Raw genomic sequence first — 19,139 nt, 5'->3', positions numbered from 1 at the left:
TACGTCCTGAAAATAGCATTCAACGCACCCCGCCCAACTTTTTCTGCCAGCCATGGCTTACGCCGCGAATCATCATTCTCAGCGATTTGAGCTTATTGTCGTCAATCAGCAGATTAACGAAAAAACGCAGTACCAATGCAGACAGCAGACGTTTTTTCCAACAGGTCGGCGTATGGCGCATACGGCAAACAGCGACGGTATTACGAAAGAAAAAATAACGGCGCACGGGGGAGTATCTAAAAAAACTCAAGCCAAAAATCTTGACGGGAGGAGCATCAGACAATGCATGGCCCATTTCCACATTCAGGCAACCATACAACGTATAGCCCTGGTCACGGACCCGAAAGCACCACTCCGTATCCGTAAAGTCGACGAACATACCTTCGTCATAGCGAATACCTTCGATCCACGCCCGAGTGCTGATGAACATCCCTGAGGTAATGAGCGCATCCGCTTTTACCAAGCCGTGCTCATCATCAGAGCTGAAAACCGGCTTGATTGCGCCGTCGATTGAACTGTAAAAAGGGAAATTGATTTTCTTTCCATCACGACGGTCAAAAAACGCCGGGCTAACAGCAATACAACTGGCATCCTTTGCCTTGGCGCTCATCATCGCCTGATACAACCGCGCAATCAGATCGGGTTCAGCATGACTGTCCTGGTCGAACGTCACGACGTATTGCATACCCGCTTCAATCGCCATGGCAAAGCCAGTATTGAGCGCGGTGCCCAACCCCTGGTTGCCATTGAGCGAGACATAGCTGACCCGCGCACGCACTTCAGGCTCCTGCGCCAGAAACGATTCGCTCCCGCCGTTATCGACCAACACCAGAAACTCAACCTGAGCTGCCAGGGAAGTCAGCAGCTCATCAAGTATCTTAATATCGGGATTATAACCGACGACTATTGCTGCAACAGTATTCAACTTACCTCCTGACCTCGGCATGCAACGCCGAAGGTTCTTGATTTTTTATCACGACAGACCAGTACCACAATATCACTAAGAAGCCGAAGGAATTGAAAAGAACGGGATTGCTTAATGACATCAACAGGTACATGAATATTATTAAGCGACTGGAAGAAACTTGCACACTCGCGACGTACTTTCGATTAGGAAAAAGCAATATACCAAACAACAATAGCGACAACGGAAGCCCGACATATCTAACAGAGTCCATCCAGGTAATTTCAGTTTGAGCAGCCAGTTCACCATATCCTTCGGTATAATAGTATGACCCCAAACCATTACCGAACATCAGCATCTTCCAATTCGCCAAATTCAAAAATGATATAATATGACCAATTTTTATGTTATTTGACTGCTCATCCGAGCTAAACATACTGGTTTCTGTCAACAAGTAGCCCACGCCCAGTATAATTACCGGCACCAGGACACACAGCATCAACAGTCGTGCAGACCAATTCTTGTTGTAGAAATACAGCACCAACATGGAAACCGCGGCCATTACGATCAACCCCCTAGAGGCGGACCAGATAATAGCCGTTAAAATAACAGCCACGAAAAACAATGACCAAAAACGTTTAACTTGCAGAAAGTCAAGAAAAAATAGCGACAGCGGTAGTAATAGAAACGGCGAAGAACGATGATGTAGCATAAACATATCCAACCCGCCAAAATTACGTAGACCGTAATATCCAAGCTCGTTAGCATTATAAAAATCGAGCAGTGTCACCGCCAGAAATGACCCTGGCTCGACCATCAATATAAAAGAAAACATACACATAATAAGCGCGAAGATAGCACCTACAGATTTGACAATTGACCCCATATCCACCCTGAATTCAGCGATGGAATAGATCAGAAAAAGCGACACCGCGCCCAATAGCATTTGCCGGGAAAAATCGGTGTCTGTGTCACCTACCAACCCGAGAAGAAAACCATATAAAAAAATCGAAACCACAATAATCGGCGCAATCGTTCTCAGTGGCCGAGTCAACAAAACATAAACCGCCATCAAAAAAAGCGGTATGAAAAACAATTTATTCAATACAAAGATCGGCACCAGCACGGTTGACAGACAATAAAAGAACAAAAGCCAACTTACAATCCGACTAGTCATTGAAAACCCACGCTCGATCAACGAAAAAAATATTCATCGAAACTTCCTCGCCAAGATCATCTTCGCCAACAGCTTTAATTTTTTCCCCATAGATAGCGCAGCGAACAAGCGGCATGCCAGTTTCCGCTCAAGTCTGGACAGCAATAAAAAAGTATCCAAGGCGATATCCACGTTTAAAGAGCCTTTTTGCTCCTCAAAAAAAGCAGTATCTCCTGCCCAATTACCGTCTGAATCCAGTGGGTTCGCGCAAAGCTGCCCATCGTACAGGCACTTCAGATAGCGCTCCTTTACCGAGTCGTACGCATTAACTTTCTCAATAGCAAAAAAAGTTTCCTTGTCGAATCTGTAGTCTGCTATAGATTCCATAACAGCGTTGATATCGGCTCGCTTGAGCCTGTCCGCCGGGGAGTAGCCCTGGACCGGGGAGATCAGCCCGACACACCGCTGCCCTTTGACGAATTGCTCTGCGAAAGCAGTCCCGCCTGGCAGAGGGTGGCTATCAACGTAAAAGTCCGCCTTAGCGACCAACTTACTGTACTCCTGAAAATCAAGGTGTGCCCTGATACTCAGCCTGGAGCCATATCGAAGTTTTAATGGCCACCACCAGAACGCTTTTTTAACGTTACTACCAATAACCATGAATGTGGAAGCGGGGTAATCATCAAGAATACGTGCTACTAACTTGAAAATACTAAAGCCTTTGCGGGGCTTGTACTTGATATCTGAGCCTGCAGAAATGAAAAGCAACGCAGCCTGCGTGGTTGGTTTGAAATCACCAGCCATCTGCGCACGTGGCATGTTCAGCGGGATACCCAGGAAGCTCTTACGCCCCTGAATACACTTCGTTAAATCAAAACGGCGGCCGTGGCCGCTGAGCTCAAAGTAATAGTCCGCGACCGAACTCCCATAGGAGAAAACGTGGTCCGCATGATTGACAAAAAACACTTCAAGCCCGGAAAGGCGTTTTGCTACTCCACACGCGATGACTACCAGGATATCGTCAGGATGGATATGCAGGACGGCCTTTTTATAGCCCGACAATAGACCAACCATCTCCGCCAGCGCATCGACAGGACACGAAGCACTAACGACTCTGGTTTTATCAAAAAATCTACAAACCTGGGCCTTGGCATCTGGTGCAGCCTGGCGTGAGATCAACAGATCGGCAGGTTCGGCATGCATGGAGGCAAGCTTTTCCATCAACCTCGTATGCCCACCGGTCATGAAGGGCTCGCTCACAACATGCAAAACCTCCCCACACTCATTTAGCGCCGCCACAGAACCTGTATCCGCCATCGAAAGACAGCGCTCAATGAGGTCCGCTTCGATAAGCGGCGCATCGTGAATCCCTACATCCGCAAACCAGAGAAGGTTGCCGTAGGCACACGCCAGTGCGAGCGCCTGATTCAGGTCAGCCGTCTCGCAAATGGCAATTTCAAAATCCTTAAGTAGTTTTTTCAAGCGTGATGTTCCAGCTTCTTATGAAAATAATCATCAAGCCTTAGATACACAAAAACATACATAACCAGACTGTAAACCGCATAATTTACCGCATAAGCCCAAGTAGCAGCTTCGACCCCCCACCATTGCGTGAACGCCATGGTCAGTAAATACAAGGAAACACAAAATATGATTTCAGTAGTGATAAAGACCTTGACCATAGCCCGACTGAGCATGACATACGCCATTATCCAGCTAAATATTTTGAGGCAATCGCCCACCACTTGCCCGGCAAAAAACATCCTGACCGGGTAGAAATCGGCGGTAAAGAGCAAAGCTACGACAAAGTCCCGAAGCACGTACATTGCAGCGGCTGCTAACAGGGCAACAGGGAAAATCAGTTTATAACCCTGTAGAATTTCTGTTTTTACTTCAGTTGCCGTTTTTAACTCAGAAAGCTTGGGTAGGTAATAGACGCTCAATGTTGTCGTAACCAATAGAAGATACGCCGCGCTCAAACGCCACATAGCCTCCCAATAGCCAGCCATCTCCCACCCGTAAACTGTTCCTATATGATTCCTGACCAGCATCTGGGCCAACGGCGCACATGCAGCAGAAACAACTGCCATCAAGAAAAAAGCGAATAACTTTTTCGCAATCTGCTTATCCGGGCGCCCGAACAGGAAGGAAAGCTTAAACCAATGCGTTCGCAGGCATAACAATAATGTTACGACAAAACTGATAGATTGATAAACTACCAGCGCTACCAGCGCTCCATACAGACCAAAACTGGTTGCCAAGTAAAACGTCACACCAAATGACAAGAAACTACCAGCGATGTTAGCCACGATATATAGTACGATTTCCTTTCGACCGTTCAATATCGCTAACAACAATATGTTCAACGAGAAAAATACAACGACCGCGGAAAACCAAAGAAAAACACCGCCCAGGGCGGTATCCTTCAGAAATAGCGAGGCAAGCTCTTTATTAAATAAAGCGACAAGTAATGCAACGACCAGACTTCCCAGAATCGCTACAAACCCTGCCGTTCGCCATAACTTTATCTGCTGCTCAGGCTGCTCATGATATTCCGCAGTGTATTTGACTACGCCATTGGTAATCGCGCCACCCGTAAATATCGTGATTACCTGCAACGCATTCTGAAACTGCCCTATCGCGGCATATCCTGCAGGCCCGACATAGATCGCCAGCACTTTATTAAGACCCAGCAAGGTAAGCATTTTAATGGCAACTGCAATGCCATTTAACAGGCTGGTCCGAACAAGATTCATACAGCATCCGGTCTAAAGCTATTGCAGGCTTCTATTACAACGCGGGCCTCCTCTACAGACAGCGTAGGCCCTAATGGCAAGCTCAGAATCTGCTCATGTATCTGTGTCGACACCGGGAGCTCTTGACCCTTCAGTTCAGCATACGCCTGCTGGAGATGAGGCGGGATCGGATAATGGATAAGCGTCTGGATGCCTTTGGCCAAAAGGTGGGCTTGAAGACTATCCCGCTGAGCACAGAGTACGGTGTAGACATGCCATACATGGCATTCGTTAGTTGATGCTTTGAATACAGCATCTACGGGTAACGTGATCGCAGGGTTGGTGATCGATGTGCTATATAGTTCAGCGATCTCGCGACGATAAGTGGTTTGCTTGTCCAAGTGCTTTAACTTTACTGACAAACATGCGGCCTGCATTTCATCAAGCCGGCTATTCACGCCGCGATAGACGTTTTTATATTTTTCATGGGAACCATAGTTCCCCAGCGCACGAACAGTCTTGGCTAAGACTTCATCGTTGGTCGTAACAGCTCCGGCATCACCCAATGCACCGAGATTTTTTCCAGGATAGAAGCTGAATCCGGAAGCGTGCCCCCAGCTACCGGCCTTCTTCCCATCGACCATCGCGCCATGCGCTTGCGCCGAGTCTTCCAGAACCAGTAAGTCATGGGTACGAGCTAGGTCCATGATTCTTGGCATATCAGCCAATCTGCCATAAAGGTGAACCGGTAGAATCATCCTGGTTTTTGGTGTGATCGCAGCTTTTGCATTCTCCGGGCAAATATTAAAAGTCTTCGGATCAGGCTCAACCAATACAGGAACCAATCCGTTTTCCGAAATGGCCAGGATACTGGCGATGTAGGTATTGGAGGGAACGAGAACCTCATCTCCGTCATTGAGGCGGCCCAGCTCTTTCCAAGCACGAATGACCAATACCAGAGCGTCCAGTCCGTTGGCAACGCCAATACAGTGCTGAGCACCGCAATATTGGGCAAACTCATGCTCGAATGTTTGGAGCTCTTTCCCACCGATGTACCAACCGGAATCAACCACACGCGTGCAGGCGGCTACCAACTCATCGCGACAAAGGTCATTTACAGCCTTCAAATCAAGAAACTTTATCATTTACCAAGCACTCGTTTACTTTGACAGAGCCAGAGACAGGGTCCGCTTCAACTATCTTATTAATTAGCCGGTCGTTCTCAACAGAAAATCGGCGTTTTCTCTATATTTCAGGATTGATGAGCCAAGCCCTTGAACACCGAATAATCCCTTATATAGTCACGCTCGTCATAAACGGCACTTGCCAACACCAGCAGTACGCAGTCTGGACTGAAGTGATGCATTTCTCGCCAGATCATACGGTCGATCACAATAGCCTTGTCAGGAGCATCCAGCCAAACCTCCTCTTTGTTCACGCCGTCATCAAGTTTCATCAGGCAGCGCCCAGACACGCACACCGCTACCTGCATCAGTTCCTTGTGCGCGTGAAACCCTCTTGGAACACCCTCTTTTGTTTCAGTGAGGTAATAAACACGTTTAATTTCAAACGGAATATCATTTTCATACTCCAGCGCAACCAGTTGGCCCCGCTCATCACCTTTGGAGGTGATGTCCAGAAATTTGATCAAACTCATGCTTGCTTCTCCGAGAGGCTATCGGATGTCGGAGCCTTGTCATCTTTATCACTAACGTTAAAGCCGCCGGTAGCAGGCCAATTTATCCCAAGCCTTGCGTCACTCCAGTGCAGCGCCCCTTCAGAGTCTTTATCGTAATAATCTGTCGTTTTATACAAAAAGTGCGTGTCATCTTCCAAAGCAACAAAACCGTGGGCAAAACCCTCAGGAATCCATAGCATCAAGTTGTTTTGGGTGTTTAGCTCCACGCCGACCCATTGCAGGTAAGTGCTGGACTCAGGCCGAATATCCACTGCCACATCAAAAGCGGCACCGCGTACCACACGCACCAGCTTGCCTTGGGCATGCGGTGCGCGCTGGAAGTGCAGCCCCCTTAGAACGCCCTTTGCCGAGCAGGAATGATTGTCCTGGACAAATGCTCGCGGAATAGGCAACTCAAGCTCTTTAAGTGCTGTATGAAACCGCTCTTCGTTAAAGCTTTCCATAAACCAGCCGCGATCATCGCCAAAAATTTTTGGCTCAATGATTACAACGTCAGGAATAGCAGTCTGAATCAGTTTCATGCCTTTGAGGCCTCTTCCAGAAGTTTCTGCAAGTACTGGCCATAGCCTGTCTTTTTCAGTTTTTCCGCCTGAGCACCCAGTTGCTCTGGGGTGATCCAACCTTTATGGAATGCAATTTCTTCAAGGCAGGCGACTTTCAACCCCTGGCGGTGCTCAATGGTATGGACGAAATGACTCGCTTCCAGGAGCGACTCATGAGTACCTGTGTCCAACCAGGCAAAACCACGGCCCAGCATCTCGACGGTTAATGACTTGTCATCCAGATAGGCGCGGTTGACGTCAGTGATTTCAAGCTCACCACGCGGCGACGGCTTGATGCTCTTGGCAATGTCCACCACTCGATTGTCGTAGAAGTACAAGCCTGTAACTGCGTAGTTGGACTTCGGTTTCGCCGGTTTTTCTTCGATGCTCAATGCTCGACCAGTGGCATCGAACTCAACAACACCAAAACGCTCAGGATCTGATACGTGATAACCAAAGACTGTCGCACCTGATGTCTGGGACATGGCGGAGCGCAAGTTATCGGAAAAGTGCTGACCGTAGAAAATATTGTCGCCAAGGATCAGGCAGCAAGGATCGTCACCAATAAACTCCTCGCCAATCAGGAAGGCCTGGGCCAAACCGTCCGGACTGGGTTGCTCTGCATAGCTGAGCTGGATGCCGTACTGGCTGCCGTCTCCCAGGAGCTTTTTAAAGCAAGGCAGATCTTCAGGGGTAGAGATGATCAAGATTTCGCGCATGCCAGCCAGCATCAACACCGACAACGGATAAAAAATCATCGGCTTGTCGAAAATAGGCAACATTTGCTTGGATACACCCAGGGTCAGCGGGTGCAAGCGCGTCCCGGAGCCGCCAGCGAGGATGATGCCTTTGCGTTTGATGTCCGTCATATCTTTAGAACTTCCTTAAATATCTGCATTACACCAGGCCAACACGCAGGTTGACGGGTGAAAAATAGCGCGTAGCTTCTCGGTATTGAGCCACAATTTCAATGCCTGCGGCCGGCAATCCGAAATCGCCAATATGAAAATTTATTCTTTTCTGGGCAGAGCCCTCACCTGCTCCAGCCTCCTGCGCAACGCAGACAACTGTCTACGCCGGTAAATAACCGCCCAGGCCAGGTAGATCGACTTGCGTGATTATGAGCCATCCGCCGCAGGTCGCCGCCGTTTTTTTACATGAAATAACCCGACAAGCAGGAAGACCGAGCCACAAACGCCAGTCACACCGGCCGGCTCCAGGCCTCACACAAGACCTGAAGCCGAGAAACCCTTAACCGGTGCGCTATAGACAACAAGTTGCGAGCTAGTTTCCAAATGAAATCAAATCTCGCACTGGCCGGGGAGCACAGTGCAGATTGCGCTGATACCTATTGCGGCCTGTTCAAACCTGTATCGCTACCCACCATGGTCGGTGAGCCCGGTTGCACGGACAACATTACCGACTGGGGCTGAGGCTGGCGGGTTTTGACGAGATGACGAACTACCGCAATGAAGGCCCCGACAAAGCCACCCAAGACCAGGCCAAGCAGGATAATCAAGGCCTTCTGAGGCTTGACCGGGCGCAAAGGTTCCAGCGCCTGCTTATCGATAGTGACCAGCTTCAGCCGGCTCATATCAATGCTTAAGTTACGCAATCGAGCCACTTCGGCGCGCACCGGCTGAACACCGGCCAGGAATAGATCCTCGTTTTCACGACGATTCAGCACTTCAATCTCGCGGTTTGACTGGAGCAATTGAAGCTCCCTGGCAATCTGCGCGATACGACCCTCAGTAAAATCATCGGACTTACGCTGCATCAACGCAGTGCGTTCAGCCTCGAGCGCCTCGACGCCCATGAAGTACAGAGGAATTTGCTGATTGTTTATTTCGGTACGCATCACACTTGATGAGCCATTACGGTCTGACTCACCCAGAGCGGAAGGCGTGCTGGGTTTTCTGATTCCCAGGGACTTGGCGATTCCGATGGCCTCGTTCAACTGCGCCACTCGGTCAGTGCGCCCAGTCTTCAGCTGCGCTCGCAACGCCTTGAGTTCATCCTGCAACTGCGCACGCCGCAGGCTGTCCGTTTCTCGCAGCGATGCTATCCGCGCCTCTTTATCAACCTCGTAGCTGGAACGGGCGGCATCAATCTTGCCCTTGAGCTCGTTCAACCGGTTTTTTACGATGACGTCCAGATCCGCCGCAATCTGCTCACGCTCCGTTGCAATCGCGTAATCGATGAAGCCATTGAGTATGGCGACGCCATCCACGCCTTTCGGATAACTCATCTCAAGCTTGATATAGGCACTGAGGGAGTTGGCTTTTTTGGGGTCGGGCAGACTGAGTTCGATAGAGTTGCGGTTGAACTCTTCGAAACTCTGCTCCAAGGTCCTGCCAGGCTGCTCAAAGGCCTTGAACAGCTTCTGGTTTGAACGGAAAAAACCCAAGCGGGTATCGTAGGACTCCAGAGATGCGCCCACTCTGACCAGGGCATCACCAGGAGGAAGTGTATAAATCTCTGAGCGATTCAAAGCATCCAGCTCATTGATTGCGGCCGGGCGCAGCACACTGCTGACTTCGTACTGAGGAGGCGTGAGGAACGCATAGATAGCAGCAATCAGCCCGGCACCTACGGTAGCGGCCATAACTAACTTTTTCTGCTTCCAGATAGCCTGAAAAAGCACAACGAGATCAATCTCGCCGGACGAAGGAATCGGGGGCGCGCGGAAGCTACTACTCACAACAAAAACCTGCCTTCAAAGAGAAACTGCGGGCTCGTTATGCAGACGATCTTGTGGTTTTTTTGTATTTATAAGGGTCGGCCAAAAAGCCCAGCGTCGCTGCCAGGCCCTGGACACACAAAATGACTGGAATCGAGAACAGGTTGCATTTTGCCATCTCGCGATAACATTGCAAGACTTGACATGACTGTAAGGCAATTCCTATTTATTGCAGAGTTATCAGGGAAAACACGTCAGAGGAGCCCTAAAGCCGCTATTTCCTGAGGACAGAGAAGCGTTAATGCACTCCAGTCGTAGTAGCCAAGCCCCACTGCATAGCTTGAACCCGCAATACAGGCGACAAACGGTCTACGCTGTCAGATTGCCCCTACAACACGGGTTTAGGGTGCCTCTTGCGCCGCATCAGCAGACTCAAGAACGGCCCCACCGACATCCCGACAATCAACGCCAACGTCACAAACACCGAGACCGGCAGTTGTGGTGTAGACCACCCCAAAAACGCCAGGGTGACGTCTTGCTGGTTTTCCAGTACGAATGCCAGGATCGCCAAGGCAGCGATCAGCACAATCAGTACCAGGGCGACGCGCTTTACACCGCGCATAAACTTCTCCTATCCCCAAAAAAACTCAGACGCTTTCGTCTTCGTCTTCGTTCACTCGATCCCGTAATTCCTTGCCCGGCTTGAAATGGGGCACGAATTTGCCGTCGAGGCTGACGGATTGGCCGGTTTTCGGGTTGCGACCCACGCGCGGGGCGCGGTAGTGCAGCGAGAAGCTACCAAAGCCGCGGATCTCGATTCGATCACCAGTGGCCAGGCACTGGGACATTTGCTCAAGCATGGTCTTGATGGCCAACTCCACATCCTTGGATGAGAGCAGCCCTTGATGGGTGACAATTCGTTCGATCAACTCCGACTTCGTCATATTTTTCCCTTCTTTTTCAAGCAGCTAGGAAAAGCGCTCCGAAGGTTTTAGCATGACCAGATGAATTTGAACAGCCTGTGGCTTGACTTATCTTGCGCAAATTCTGGCGACACTCACCAGACCAAGGATAAGAGCGGGACGAGCCCAGGAAAGCGCAGGAGACGCTTCCCGGAAAAAGCGCTGGAAGTGACTGGATAACAAGATCACCTCCCGCAGACAGCCCCAGGGACGATCACACTACATCAGCCGCTCTGTCCTACTGCAAAAACCAAATCCCAGGCACAAAAAAGGGCGACCGAGGCCGCCCTTTTTCTATGGTCTAACAGAACTTAGTTCTGTTTTTCCATTTGTGCACGCAACAGGTCGCCCAGAGTGGTCGGACCCGAAGCAATGTCAGAGGTTGCTGGCTTGTCGCGCAGGCTCTGGATTGCTTCTTTCTCTTCGATCTCGTCCTTGGACTTGATGGAGAGTTGGATCACGCGGCTCTTGCGGTCAACGCTGATGATCTTGGCTTCTACTTCCTGGCCTTCTTTCAGAACGTTACGCGCATCTTCAACGCGATCACGGCTGATTTCGGAGGCTTTCAGAGTCGCTTCGATATCGTCACCCAAAGTGATGATGGCGCCTTTAGCGTCAACTTCCTTCACGATGCCTTTAACGATTGCACCCTTGTCGTTCTCTTGAACGTACTCGGAGAACGGATCGCTTTCCAGTTGCTTGATACCCAGGGAGATGCGCTCGCGCTCTGGGTCAACCGACAGGATAACGGTGTCCAGCTCGTCGCCCTTCTTGAAACGACGAACAGCTTCTTCGCCAACTTCGTTCCAGGAGATGTCGGACAGGTGAACCAGGCCGTCGATGCCGCCGTCCAGACCAATGAAGATACCGAAATCGGTGATCGACTTGATGGTGCCGGAGATTTTATCGCCCTTGTTGAACTGGCCAGAGAAATCTTCCCATGGGTTAGATTTGCACTGCTTGATGCCCAGGGAGATACGACGACGCTCTTCGTCGATGTCCAGAACCATAACTTCCACTTCGTCGCCGACTTGTACGACTTTCGAAGGGTGGATGTTCTTGTTGGTCCAGTCCATTTCGGAAACGTGTACCAGGCCTTCCACGCCTTCTTCCAGCTCTGCGAAGCAGCCATAGTCGGTCAGGTTGGTAACACGCGCGGTAACGCGAGTGCTTTCTGGGTAACGGGCTTTGATAGCAACCCATGGATCTTCACCCAGTTGCTTCAGGCCCAGGGAAACACGGTTGCGCTCGCGATCGTATTTCAGAACCTTGACATCGATCTCGTCGCCAACGTTGACGATTTCGGAAGGATGCTTGATACGCTTCCAAGCCATGTCGGTAATGTGCAGCAGGCCATCGACGCCACCCAGATCGACGAATGCGCCGTAATCGGTGAGGTTCTTGACGATACCTTTGACTTGTTGGCCTTCCTGCAGGGATTCCAGCAGAGCTTCACGCTCGGCGGAGTTCTCTGCTTCCAGGACGCTGCGACGGGAAACGACAACGTTGTTGCGCTTCTGGTCGAGCTTGATGACCTTGAATTCGAGCTCTTTGCCTTCCAGGTGCGTAGTGTCGCGCACTGGACGAACGTCGACCAAAGAACCTGGCAGGAACGCACGGATGCCGTTAACGTCGACAGTGAAGCCGCCTTTAACCTTACCGTTGATAACGCCCTTGACCACTTCTTCAGCTGCGAAGGCTGCTTCCAGAACAATCCAGCATTCAGCGCGCTTGGCTTTTTCACGGGAGAGCTTGGTTTCACCGAAGCCGTCTTCAACCGAGTCCAGAGCAACGTGAACTTCGTCACCGACATTGATAGTCAGGTCGCCAGCGTCGTTGTAGAACTGCTCAAGCGGGATGAGTGCTTCAGACTTCAGACCAGCGTGAACGGTTACCCAGCGAGCTTGGTAATCGATATCAACGATAACACCGGTGATGATGGAGCCAGCCTGAAGGTTCAGGGTTTTTAGGCTTTCTTCAAAGAGTTCCGCAAAGCTTTCGCTCATTTTAATTCCTGTTGATAAGGGCGAAGAATACGCCCATCTGCCACACCCCAGACGGTGTGGGTTACGTTCATATAAGAGAAGAAGCGCAGGTCTAGGACTGGTCCCCTGCACTTCCTCTGAGTCATCCGGCGATATCGCGCAGGGCGATTTCACTCAAGATGCGTTCCAACACCTGCTCGATGGACAATTCCGTGGAATCCAGCTGTATGGCGTCAGCCGCCGGTTTAAGCGGGGCTACCGCACGCTGGGTGTCGCGCTCATCGCGCGCACGAATCTCATCTAGCAGACTCGACAGACTAACACCATCCACCTTGCCCTTCAACTGCAAGTAACGGCGGCGCGCCCTCTCCTCGGCACTGGCCGTCAGGAAAATCTTCAGCGGCGCCTCGGGGAACACCACGGTGCCCATGTCGCGACCATCGGCTACCAGGCCCGGCGGCTCTTGAAACGCCCGCTGGCGCTGGAGCAAGGCATCGCGCACCGCCGGCAATGCGGCGACCTGCGAGGCCCAGGAGCCGACCTGCTCGTTGCGCAGGTCATCCGTTACATCATCCCCTTCCAGGATAATGCGCAGCGAGTGGCCTTCGGTCGCGCCGACGAACTGCACGTCAAGGTGCGCCGCCAACAACACCAACGACTCTTCATTGGTCAAGTCGACACCATGGTTACGCGCAGCGAAAGCCAGCAGGCGATACAACGCCCCGGAATCCAGCAGGCACCAACCCAGGCGCTTGGCCAGCAGGCCCGCGACAGTGCCTTTGCCAGAGCCGCTTGGGCCGTCGATGGTAATCACCGGTGCTTTGATATTCACAATTGAGCCTCTTGGGCTACACGCATGCCTACTTGGGCAGACAGTGTAAGAAAATTCGGAAAAGATGTAGCTACGTTGGCACAGTCATGGATACGAATCGGCGCAGTGGCACGCAGGGCCGCGACGCTGAACGCCATGGCGATCCGATGATCACCGTGGGCATGCACCTCGCCACCAGCCAAGCCGCCACCATCAATGATAATCCCATCAGCGGTCGGCACACACTTCACACCCAGCGCCAGCAAACCGTCGGCCATCACCTGGATACGGTCGGACTCCTTGACCCGCAACTCCTCGGCACCCCGCAATACCGTGCGCCCTTCGGCACAGGCGGCGGCGATAAACAGCACCGGGAACTCGTCGATAGCCAGGGGCACCAGCGCCTCGGGAATCTCGACCCCCTTGAGCGGTGCCGAGCGCACCCGCAGGTCTGCAACCGGCTCGCCACCCACTTCACGCGGGTTTTCCAGGGCGATATCAGCACCCATCAGGCGCAGGATATTGATCACCCCGGTGCGGGTCGGATTGATGCCCACATGCTCCAGCAACAATTCGGAACCCTCGGCGATCGTGGCGGCCACCAGGAAGAATGCCGAGGAAGAGATATCGCCCGGCACCTCGATACGCGTGGCTACCAACGCATGACCCGACTCTACCGCCGCCGTCGCACCATTGACCTGCACCGGGCAGCCAAAACCCCGCAGCATTCGCTCGGTATGGTCACGGGTAGGCGCAGGCTCGGTCACTGCTGTCCGGCCCTCGGCATACAGCCCGGCCAGCAACAGGCTGGACTTGACCTGGGCACTGGCCATCGGCAGCGTGTAATTCATACCCTTGAGCACTTGCCCGCCACGAATGGTCAGGGGCGGCCGCCCCTCCGGCCCGGTCTCTATCACTGCACCCATTTCTCGCAACGGCTTGACCACGCGATTCATCGGCCGCCTGGACAGCGAGGCATCACCGGTCAGGACACTGTCAAAATCCTGCGCCGCCAACAAACCTGACAGCAGACGCATGGACGTGCCCGAATTGCCGAGATAGATCGGCCCCGGCGCCGCTTTCAAGCCATGCAGGCCGACTCCATGAATGGTCACCCGGCCATGATGCGGACCTTCGATCACCACGCCCATGTCGCGGAATGCCTGCAGGGTCGCCAGGGCATCTTCACCCTCGAGAAACCCTTCGACTTCGGTAACCCCGTCCGCCAGCGACCCGAGCATGATCGAGCGATGGGAAATCGACTTATCCCCCGGCACCCGGAGCTTGCCCTTCAACTGCCCACCCGGGCTGGCGACAAACACTACATCGTCAGCGGTGGCGGCCGCATCCATATAGGCCCGGCGCGCCAAGATCTTACTGAAATGCTCGCGCGCTACCCGCGCACGGGTAAAGACGCCCAGCAACTGATGGCCATCCCCCGCATCAACCGCGTCGCGCAAGGCATCCAAGTCACTGCGAAAGGTGTCCAGGGTCCGCAGCACAGCCTCGCGATTGGCGAGAAAAATGTCGTGCCACATCACCGGGTCGCTACCGGCAATCCGCGTGAAATCGCGAAAGCCACCGGCGGCGTAACGGAAAATCTCCAGGTTTTCGTTGCGCTTGGCCAGGGAGTCGACCAGGCCAAAGGCCAGCAGATGCGGCAAATGGCTGGTCGCCGCCAGCACTTCGTCATGGCGCTCGACCTGCATATGCTCGACATCCGCCCCCAGCTCGCGCCACAACCGGTCCACCACGGCCAAGGCTGCCGGGTCGGTTTCCGCCAGCGGCGTGAGGATCACCTTGTGTCGACGGAACAGCTGGGAATTGGACGCCTCCACCCCACTCTGCTCGGAGCCGGCAATCGGGTGCCCTGGCACGAAGCGCGGCGGCATGCCGCCAAACGCCTGGTGCGCCGCACGCACCACATTGCCCTTGGCGCTGCCGACATCCGTGAGAATCGCCTGGCCCAGGTCCATGCCGGCCAACAGCGCCAGCAGTTTTTCCATGGCCAGGATCGGCACCGCCAACTGGATGACATCGGCGCCCTGACAGGCAACAGCCAAGTCCGCCTCACAGCGGTCCACCACGCCCAGCTCAACCGCCAGTTGGCGCGATTGCGGGTCCAGATCCACACCGACCACTTCGCCACACAGGCCGCTTTCCCGCAGCCCCTTGGCAAAGGAGCCGCCAATCAATCCCAGACCGACCACCACCAGGCGGCCGATCACAGGCACAACAGGTTGCATAGCAATCACATCAACCACGGGCCAGAACCTTGGCCAGCGCCTCAAGGAAGCGGCTGTTTTCAGCCGGCAAACCGATGGTGATGCGCAAGTGGTTCGGCATGCCGTAATTGGCCACCGGACGCACGATCACGCCTTCGCGCAGCAAACCCTGGAAGACCGGGGCGGCCTCTTGGGCGAGATCCACGCAAACAAAGTTGCCCTTGGACGCAATCCAGCCCAGGCCCAGTTCGCGGAAGCCTTGCTGCAGCTGCTGCATGCCGCTCTCGTTGATCCGTCGCCCTTCTTCCAGGTACTCGGCATCCTTGAGCGCCGCACAGGCCGCCGCCAATGCCAGGCTGTTGACGTTGAACGGCTGGCGCACGCGGTTCAGCACATCGGCGACAACCGCCGTGGATAACCCGTAGCCGACCCGCAGCGACGCCAGGCCATAGGCCTTGGAGAAAGTGCGCGATACCAGCAGGTTCGGGTAGGCCGCGAGGAAATCCAGGCCGTCGGGCAAGTCGCCACCTTCGGCGTATTCGATGTAGGCCTCGTCCAGCACCACCAGCACGTGCCCAGGCACATCCTGCAGGAACTCGTTCAGCGCATCGGCACCGAACCAGGTACCGGTCGGGTTGTTCGGGTTGGCGATAAACACCACGCGGGTCTGGGCATCGATGGCCGCCAGCATGGCCGGTAGGTCATGCCCCCAGTCCCTGGCCGCAATCACCCGCGCCTCGGCACCGACGGCCTGGGTGACAATCGGATACACCGCAAACGCGTGCTCACTGAACACCGCATTCAGGCCAGGCGCCAGGTAGGCACGCGCCACCAGCTCCAGGATGTCGTTGGAACCATTGCCCAGGGTGACCTGGCTCAACTCGACCCGGCAGCGCTCGGCCAACAGGGACTTGAGGACAAAGCCGTTGCCGTCGGGGTAACGGGTCAGCTCCGCCAACTCTTCACGGATCGCCGCCAGCACCTTGGGACTTGGGCCCAGGGGGTTTTCATTGCTCGCCAGCTTGACGATCTTCGCCGGATCCAGATTCAACTCGCGCGCCAACTCGTCCACAGGCTTGCCTGGAACGTAAGGCGACAGTTGTTGCACGCCCGGCTGTGCCAGGGCGAGGAAGTTGCCACTCATGTCAAAGCCTCACAAAACCGCTTTCGGGTAGGAGCCCAGCACCTTGAGTGCCACGGCTTCCTGACTGATTTTCTCCAGCACACTCTTGACCAGCGGATCACGGTGGTGGCCGACGAAGTCGATAAAGAACACATAGGTCCATTTACCGCTGCGCGAAGGACGCGTCTCGATGCGTGTCAGGTCTATCCCGTTGTCGTGGAACGGCACCAGCAGTTCATGCAGCGCACCCGGCTTGTTGCTCATGGAGACAATGATCGAGGTCTTGTCGTCGCCGGTCGGCGGTACTTCCTGGTTGCCGATCATCAAAAAGCGCGTGGAGTTATCCGGGCGATCCTCGATTTTCTCGGCCAGGCGCGTCAGGCCGTACAGGCCCGCAGCCATATCCCCGGCAATCGCCGCCGAATTCCACTCACCCTTGACCCGCTTGGCCGCTTCGGCGTTACTGGACACCGCCACACGCTCGACATTCGGGTAATGGGCATCCAGCCACTTGCGGCACTGGGCCAGGGACTGGGCGTGGGAGTAAATGCGGCTGATGCTGTCGGTCTTGGTGTTTTCACCCACCAGCAAGTGGTGGTGGATGCGCAGCTCGACTTCGCCACAGATCACCATGTCGTGCTCAAGGAAGCTGTCGAGGGTGTGGTTGACCGCGCCTTCGGTGGAGTTTTCCACCGGCACCACGCCAAAATTCACCGCACCGGCCGCCACTTCGCGGAACACTTCGTCGATGGCTGCCATCGGCTTGCTGATCACCGCATGGCCGAAATGCTTCATCGCCGCCGCCTGGGTGAAGGTCCCCTCGGGGCCGAGGTAAGCCACTTTCAATGGCTGCTCAAGGGCCAGGCACGAAGACATGATCTCGCGGAACAACCGCGCCATCTCTTCATTGCCCAGCGGCCCCTGGTTACGCTCCATCACCCGCTTGAGCACCTGGGCTTCGCGCTCCGGACGGTAGAACACCGGCACTTCACCTTCAGCCAGGGAGGCCATCTTGACCCGCGCCACTTCCTGGGCACACCGCGCGCGCTCACTGATCAGCTCCAGGACTTTGGTGTCCAGGGCGTCAATGCGCACACGCAGGGCCTTGAGTTCTTGCTCAGACATTAGCCGTGTTCCTTCTCGAACTCTGCCATGTAGGCCACCAGCGCCTTGATGGCATTGATGTCGACTGCGTTGTAGATCGAGGCGCGCATGCCGCCTACCGAACGGTGGCCCTTGAGGTTCAGCAGGCCACGCTCGTCGGCGCCGGCCAGAAATGGCTTGTCCAGGCGGTCATCGGCCAGGCGGAAAGGCACGTTCATCCACGAGCGGTCGCTCAGGTTGATCGGGTTGCTGTACAGGCCGCTGGCGTCGATGAAGTCGTACACGGTGCGCTTCTTCTCTTCGTTGAGCTTGCCCATGGCGGCCACGCCGCCCTGCTCTTTGAGCCACTCGAACACCAGGCCCGACAGGTACCAGGCAAAGGCTGGCGGGGTGTTGTACATCGAGCCGTTGTCGGCCGCGACTTTGTAGTTGAGCATGGTCGGGCACACCGAACGGGCACGGCCGAGCAGGTCTTCACGAATGATATTGACCAGGATGCCGCTGGGGCCAATGTTCTTCTGTGCGCCGGCGTAGATCATGCCGTAGCGCGACACATCCATCGGGCGCGAGAGAATGTCCGAGGACATGTCGCACACCAACGGGACGTCACCGACTTCAGGCACCCAGTCGAACTCCAGGCCGCCGATGGTTTCGTTCTGCACGTAGTGAACGTAGGACGCGTCCTTGGATAGCTTCCACTCGTTCTGACCCGGGATAGCGAAATAATCGTAGGGCTTGGCAGTACCGGCCACATTGATATTGCCGTAGCGCGAGGCTTCTTCAATGGCTTTTTGCGACCAGATACCGGTATCGATATAGTCGGCAGTGCCGTCTTCCGGCAGCAGGTTCAGCGGCAATTGGGCAAATTGCTGGCTGGCGCCACCTTGCAGGAACAACACCTTGTAGTCCGACGGGATATCCAGCAGGTCACGCAGATCCTGCTCGGCCTTGGTGGCAATGGACACAAACTCATCGCTGCGATGGCTCATTTCCATGACCGAGAGGCCTTTGCCATGCCAGTCGAGGAGTTCACCCTGCGCGCGCTGCAGGACTGCTTCAGGAAGTGCCGCGGGACCAGCACAGAAGTTATAGGCTCTCTTGCTCACATCCAATCTCGCTCTGATCTGGTGGTCACATAATTCGTGTTCGACATATAACCCCATGTGGGAGCGGGCTTGCTCGCGAAGGCGGAGTCTCAGCCAGCACATGTGTT

The 19,139-nt window shown here is 54.2% G+C and carries 17 protein-coding genes; all 17 read right to left on the bottom strand.

Features of this window, described 5'->3' with window-relative positions:
- Positions 1-19: 19 nt before the first annotated feature.
- Positions 20-925: a glycosyltransferase family 2 protein gene (locus tag HBO19_RS05790; protein WP_170042789.1), complete on the bottom strand. Its 906-nt coding sequence runs from the start codon at positions 923-925 to the stop codon at positions 20-22.
- Between the two features lies 1 nt (position 926).
- Positions 927-2,030 (bottom strand): hypothetical protein, encoded by a 1,104-nt coding sequence (locus HBO19_RS05785; RefSeq protein ID WP_170057043.1) that lies wholly within the window; start codon positions 2,028-2,030, stop codon positions 927-929.
- Positions 2,031-2,114: 84 nt separating this feature from the next.
- Positions 2,115-3,542, bottom strand: coding sequence for a group 1 glycosyl transferase (locus tag HBO19_RS05780; RefSeq protein WP_170057042.1), 1,428 nt, complete (start codon positions 3,540-3,542; stop codon positions 2,115-2,117).
- Positions 3,539-4,816 carry an O-antigen translocase gene (locus HBO19_RS05775; RefSeq protein ID WP_170057041.1) on the bottom strand — a complete coding sequence of 426 codons (1,278 nt, stop codon included), beginning with the start codon at positions 4,814-4,816 and terminating at the stop codon, positions 3,539-3,541. Before HBO19_RS05775 ends, HBO19_RS05780 begins: the two co-directional genes overlap by 4 nt.
- The gene (locus HBO19_RS05770; RefSeq protein WP_170057040.1) at positions 4,813-5,940 is read right to left on the bottom strand and encodes a DegT/DnrJ/EryC1/StrS family aminotransferase; all 1,128 of its coding nucleotides are present in this window, start codon (positions 5,938-5,940) and stop codon (positions 4,813-4,815) included. Before HBO19_RS05770 ends, HBO19_RS05775 begins: the two co-directional genes overlap by 4 nt.
- A gap of 107 nt (positions 5,941-6,047) precedes the next feature.
- Complete coding sequence (locus HBO19_RS05765; protein ID WP_170042784.1) at positions 6,048-6,452, bottom strand: FdtA/QdtA family cupin domain-containing protein; 405 nt, start codon at positions 6,450-6,452, stop codon at positions 6,048-6,050.
- Entirely contained in the window at positions 6,449-7,015 is a 567-nt protein-coding gene (gene rfbC, locus HBO19_RS05760; protein WP_170042783.1) for a dTDP-4-dehydrorhamnose 3,5-epimerase, read from the bottom strand. The genes HBO19_RS05765 and rfbC overlap by 4 nt, the downstream gene beginning before the upstream one ends.
- A complete protein-coding gene (gene rfbA, locus HBO19_RS05755) occupies positions 7,012-7,905 on the bottom strand; it encodes a glucose-1-phosphate thymidylyltransferase RfbA (protein ID WP_170057039.1) in 894 nt (297 codons plus the stop codon). The genes rfbC and rfbA overlap by 4 nt, the downstream gene beginning before the upstream one ends.
- Positions 7,906-8,384: 479 nt before the next feature.
- On the bottom strand, positions 8,385-9,737 hold the full coding sequence (locus tag HBO19_RS05750; protein ID WP_170042781.1) for a Wzz/FepE/Etk N-terminal domain-containing protein: 1,353 nt from the start codon (positions 9,735-9,737) through the stop codon (positions 8,385-8,387).
- A 367-nt stretch (positions 9,738-10,104) separates the two neighbouring features.
- Positions 10,105-10,338 carry a lipopolysaccharide assembly protein LapA domain-containing protein gene (locus HBO19_RS05745; protein ID WP_170057038.1) on the bottom strand — a complete coding sequence of 78 codons (234 nt, stop codon included), beginning with the start codon at positions 10,336-10,338 and terminating at the stop codon, positions 10,105-10,107.
- Between the two features lie 25 nt (positions 10,339-10,363).
- Positions 10,364-10,660 carry an integration host factor subunit beta gene (gene ihfB, locus HBO19_RS05740; protein ID WP_169952746.1) on the bottom strand — a complete coding sequence of 99 codons (297 nt, stop codon included), beginning with the start codon at positions 10,658-10,660 and terminating at the stop codon, positions 10,364-10,366.
- A gap of 329 nt (positions 10,661-10,989) precedes the next feature.
- Positions 10,990-12,684, bottom strand: coding sequence for a 30S ribosomal protein S1 (gene rpsA, locus HBO19_RS05735; RefSeq protein ID WP_029298694.1), 1,695 nt, complete (start codon positions 12,682-12,684; stop codon positions 10,990-10,992).
- 121 nt (positions 12,685-12,805) lie between these two features.
- Positions 12,806-13,495, bottom strand: coding sequence for a (d)CMP kinase (gene cmk / locus HBO19_RS05730; protein ID WP_032863151.1), 690 nt, complete (start codon positions 13,493-13,495; stop codon positions 12,806-12,808).
- Positions 13,492-15,702, bottom strand: a complete 2,211-nt coding sequence (locus HBO19_RS05725) for a bifunctional prephenate dehydrogenase/3-phosphoshikimate 1-carboxyvinyltransferase (RefSeq protein ID WP_170057096.1) — start codon at positions 15,700-15,702, stop codon at positions 13,492-13,494. Before HBO19_RS05725 ends, cmk begins: the two co-directional genes overlap by 4 nt.
- 28 nt (positions 15,703-15,730) lie before the next feature.
- Complete coding sequence (gene hisC / locus HBO19_RS05720) at positions 15,731-16,843, bottom strand: histidinol-phosphate transaminase (RefSeq protein WP_170057037.1); 1,113 nt, start codon at positions 16,841-16,843, stop codon at positions 15,731-15,733.
- 9 nt (positions 16,844-16,852) lie between these two features.
- Positions 16,853-17,947, bottom strand: a complete 1,095-nt coding sequence (gene pheA / locus HBO19_RS05715) for a prephenate dehydratase (RefSeq protein ID WP_025113086.1) — start codon at positions 17,945-17,947, stop codon at positions 16,853-16,855.
- Complete coding sequence (serC, locus tag HBO19_RS05710) at positions 17,947-19,032, bottom strand: 3-phosphoserine/phosphohydroxythreonine transaminase (RefSeq protein WP_170057036.1); 1,086 nt, start codon at positions 19,030-19,032, stop codon at positions 17,947-17,949. The genes pheA and serC overlap by 1 nt, the downstream gene beginning before the upstream one ends.
- Between the last annotated feature and the right edge of the window lie 107 nt (positions 19,033-19,139).

It is taken from the genome of Pseudomonas sp. WS 5021 (assembly GCF_012985535.1).
In the GTDB taxonomy this organism is placed as follows: domain Bacteria; phylum Pseudomonadota; class Gammaproteobacteria; order Pseudomonadales; family Pseudomonadaceae; genus Aquipseudomonas.
The sequence above is the reverse complement of the archived record's forward strand: the minus strand, read 5'-3'. Positions and strand labels throughout refer to the sequence as shown.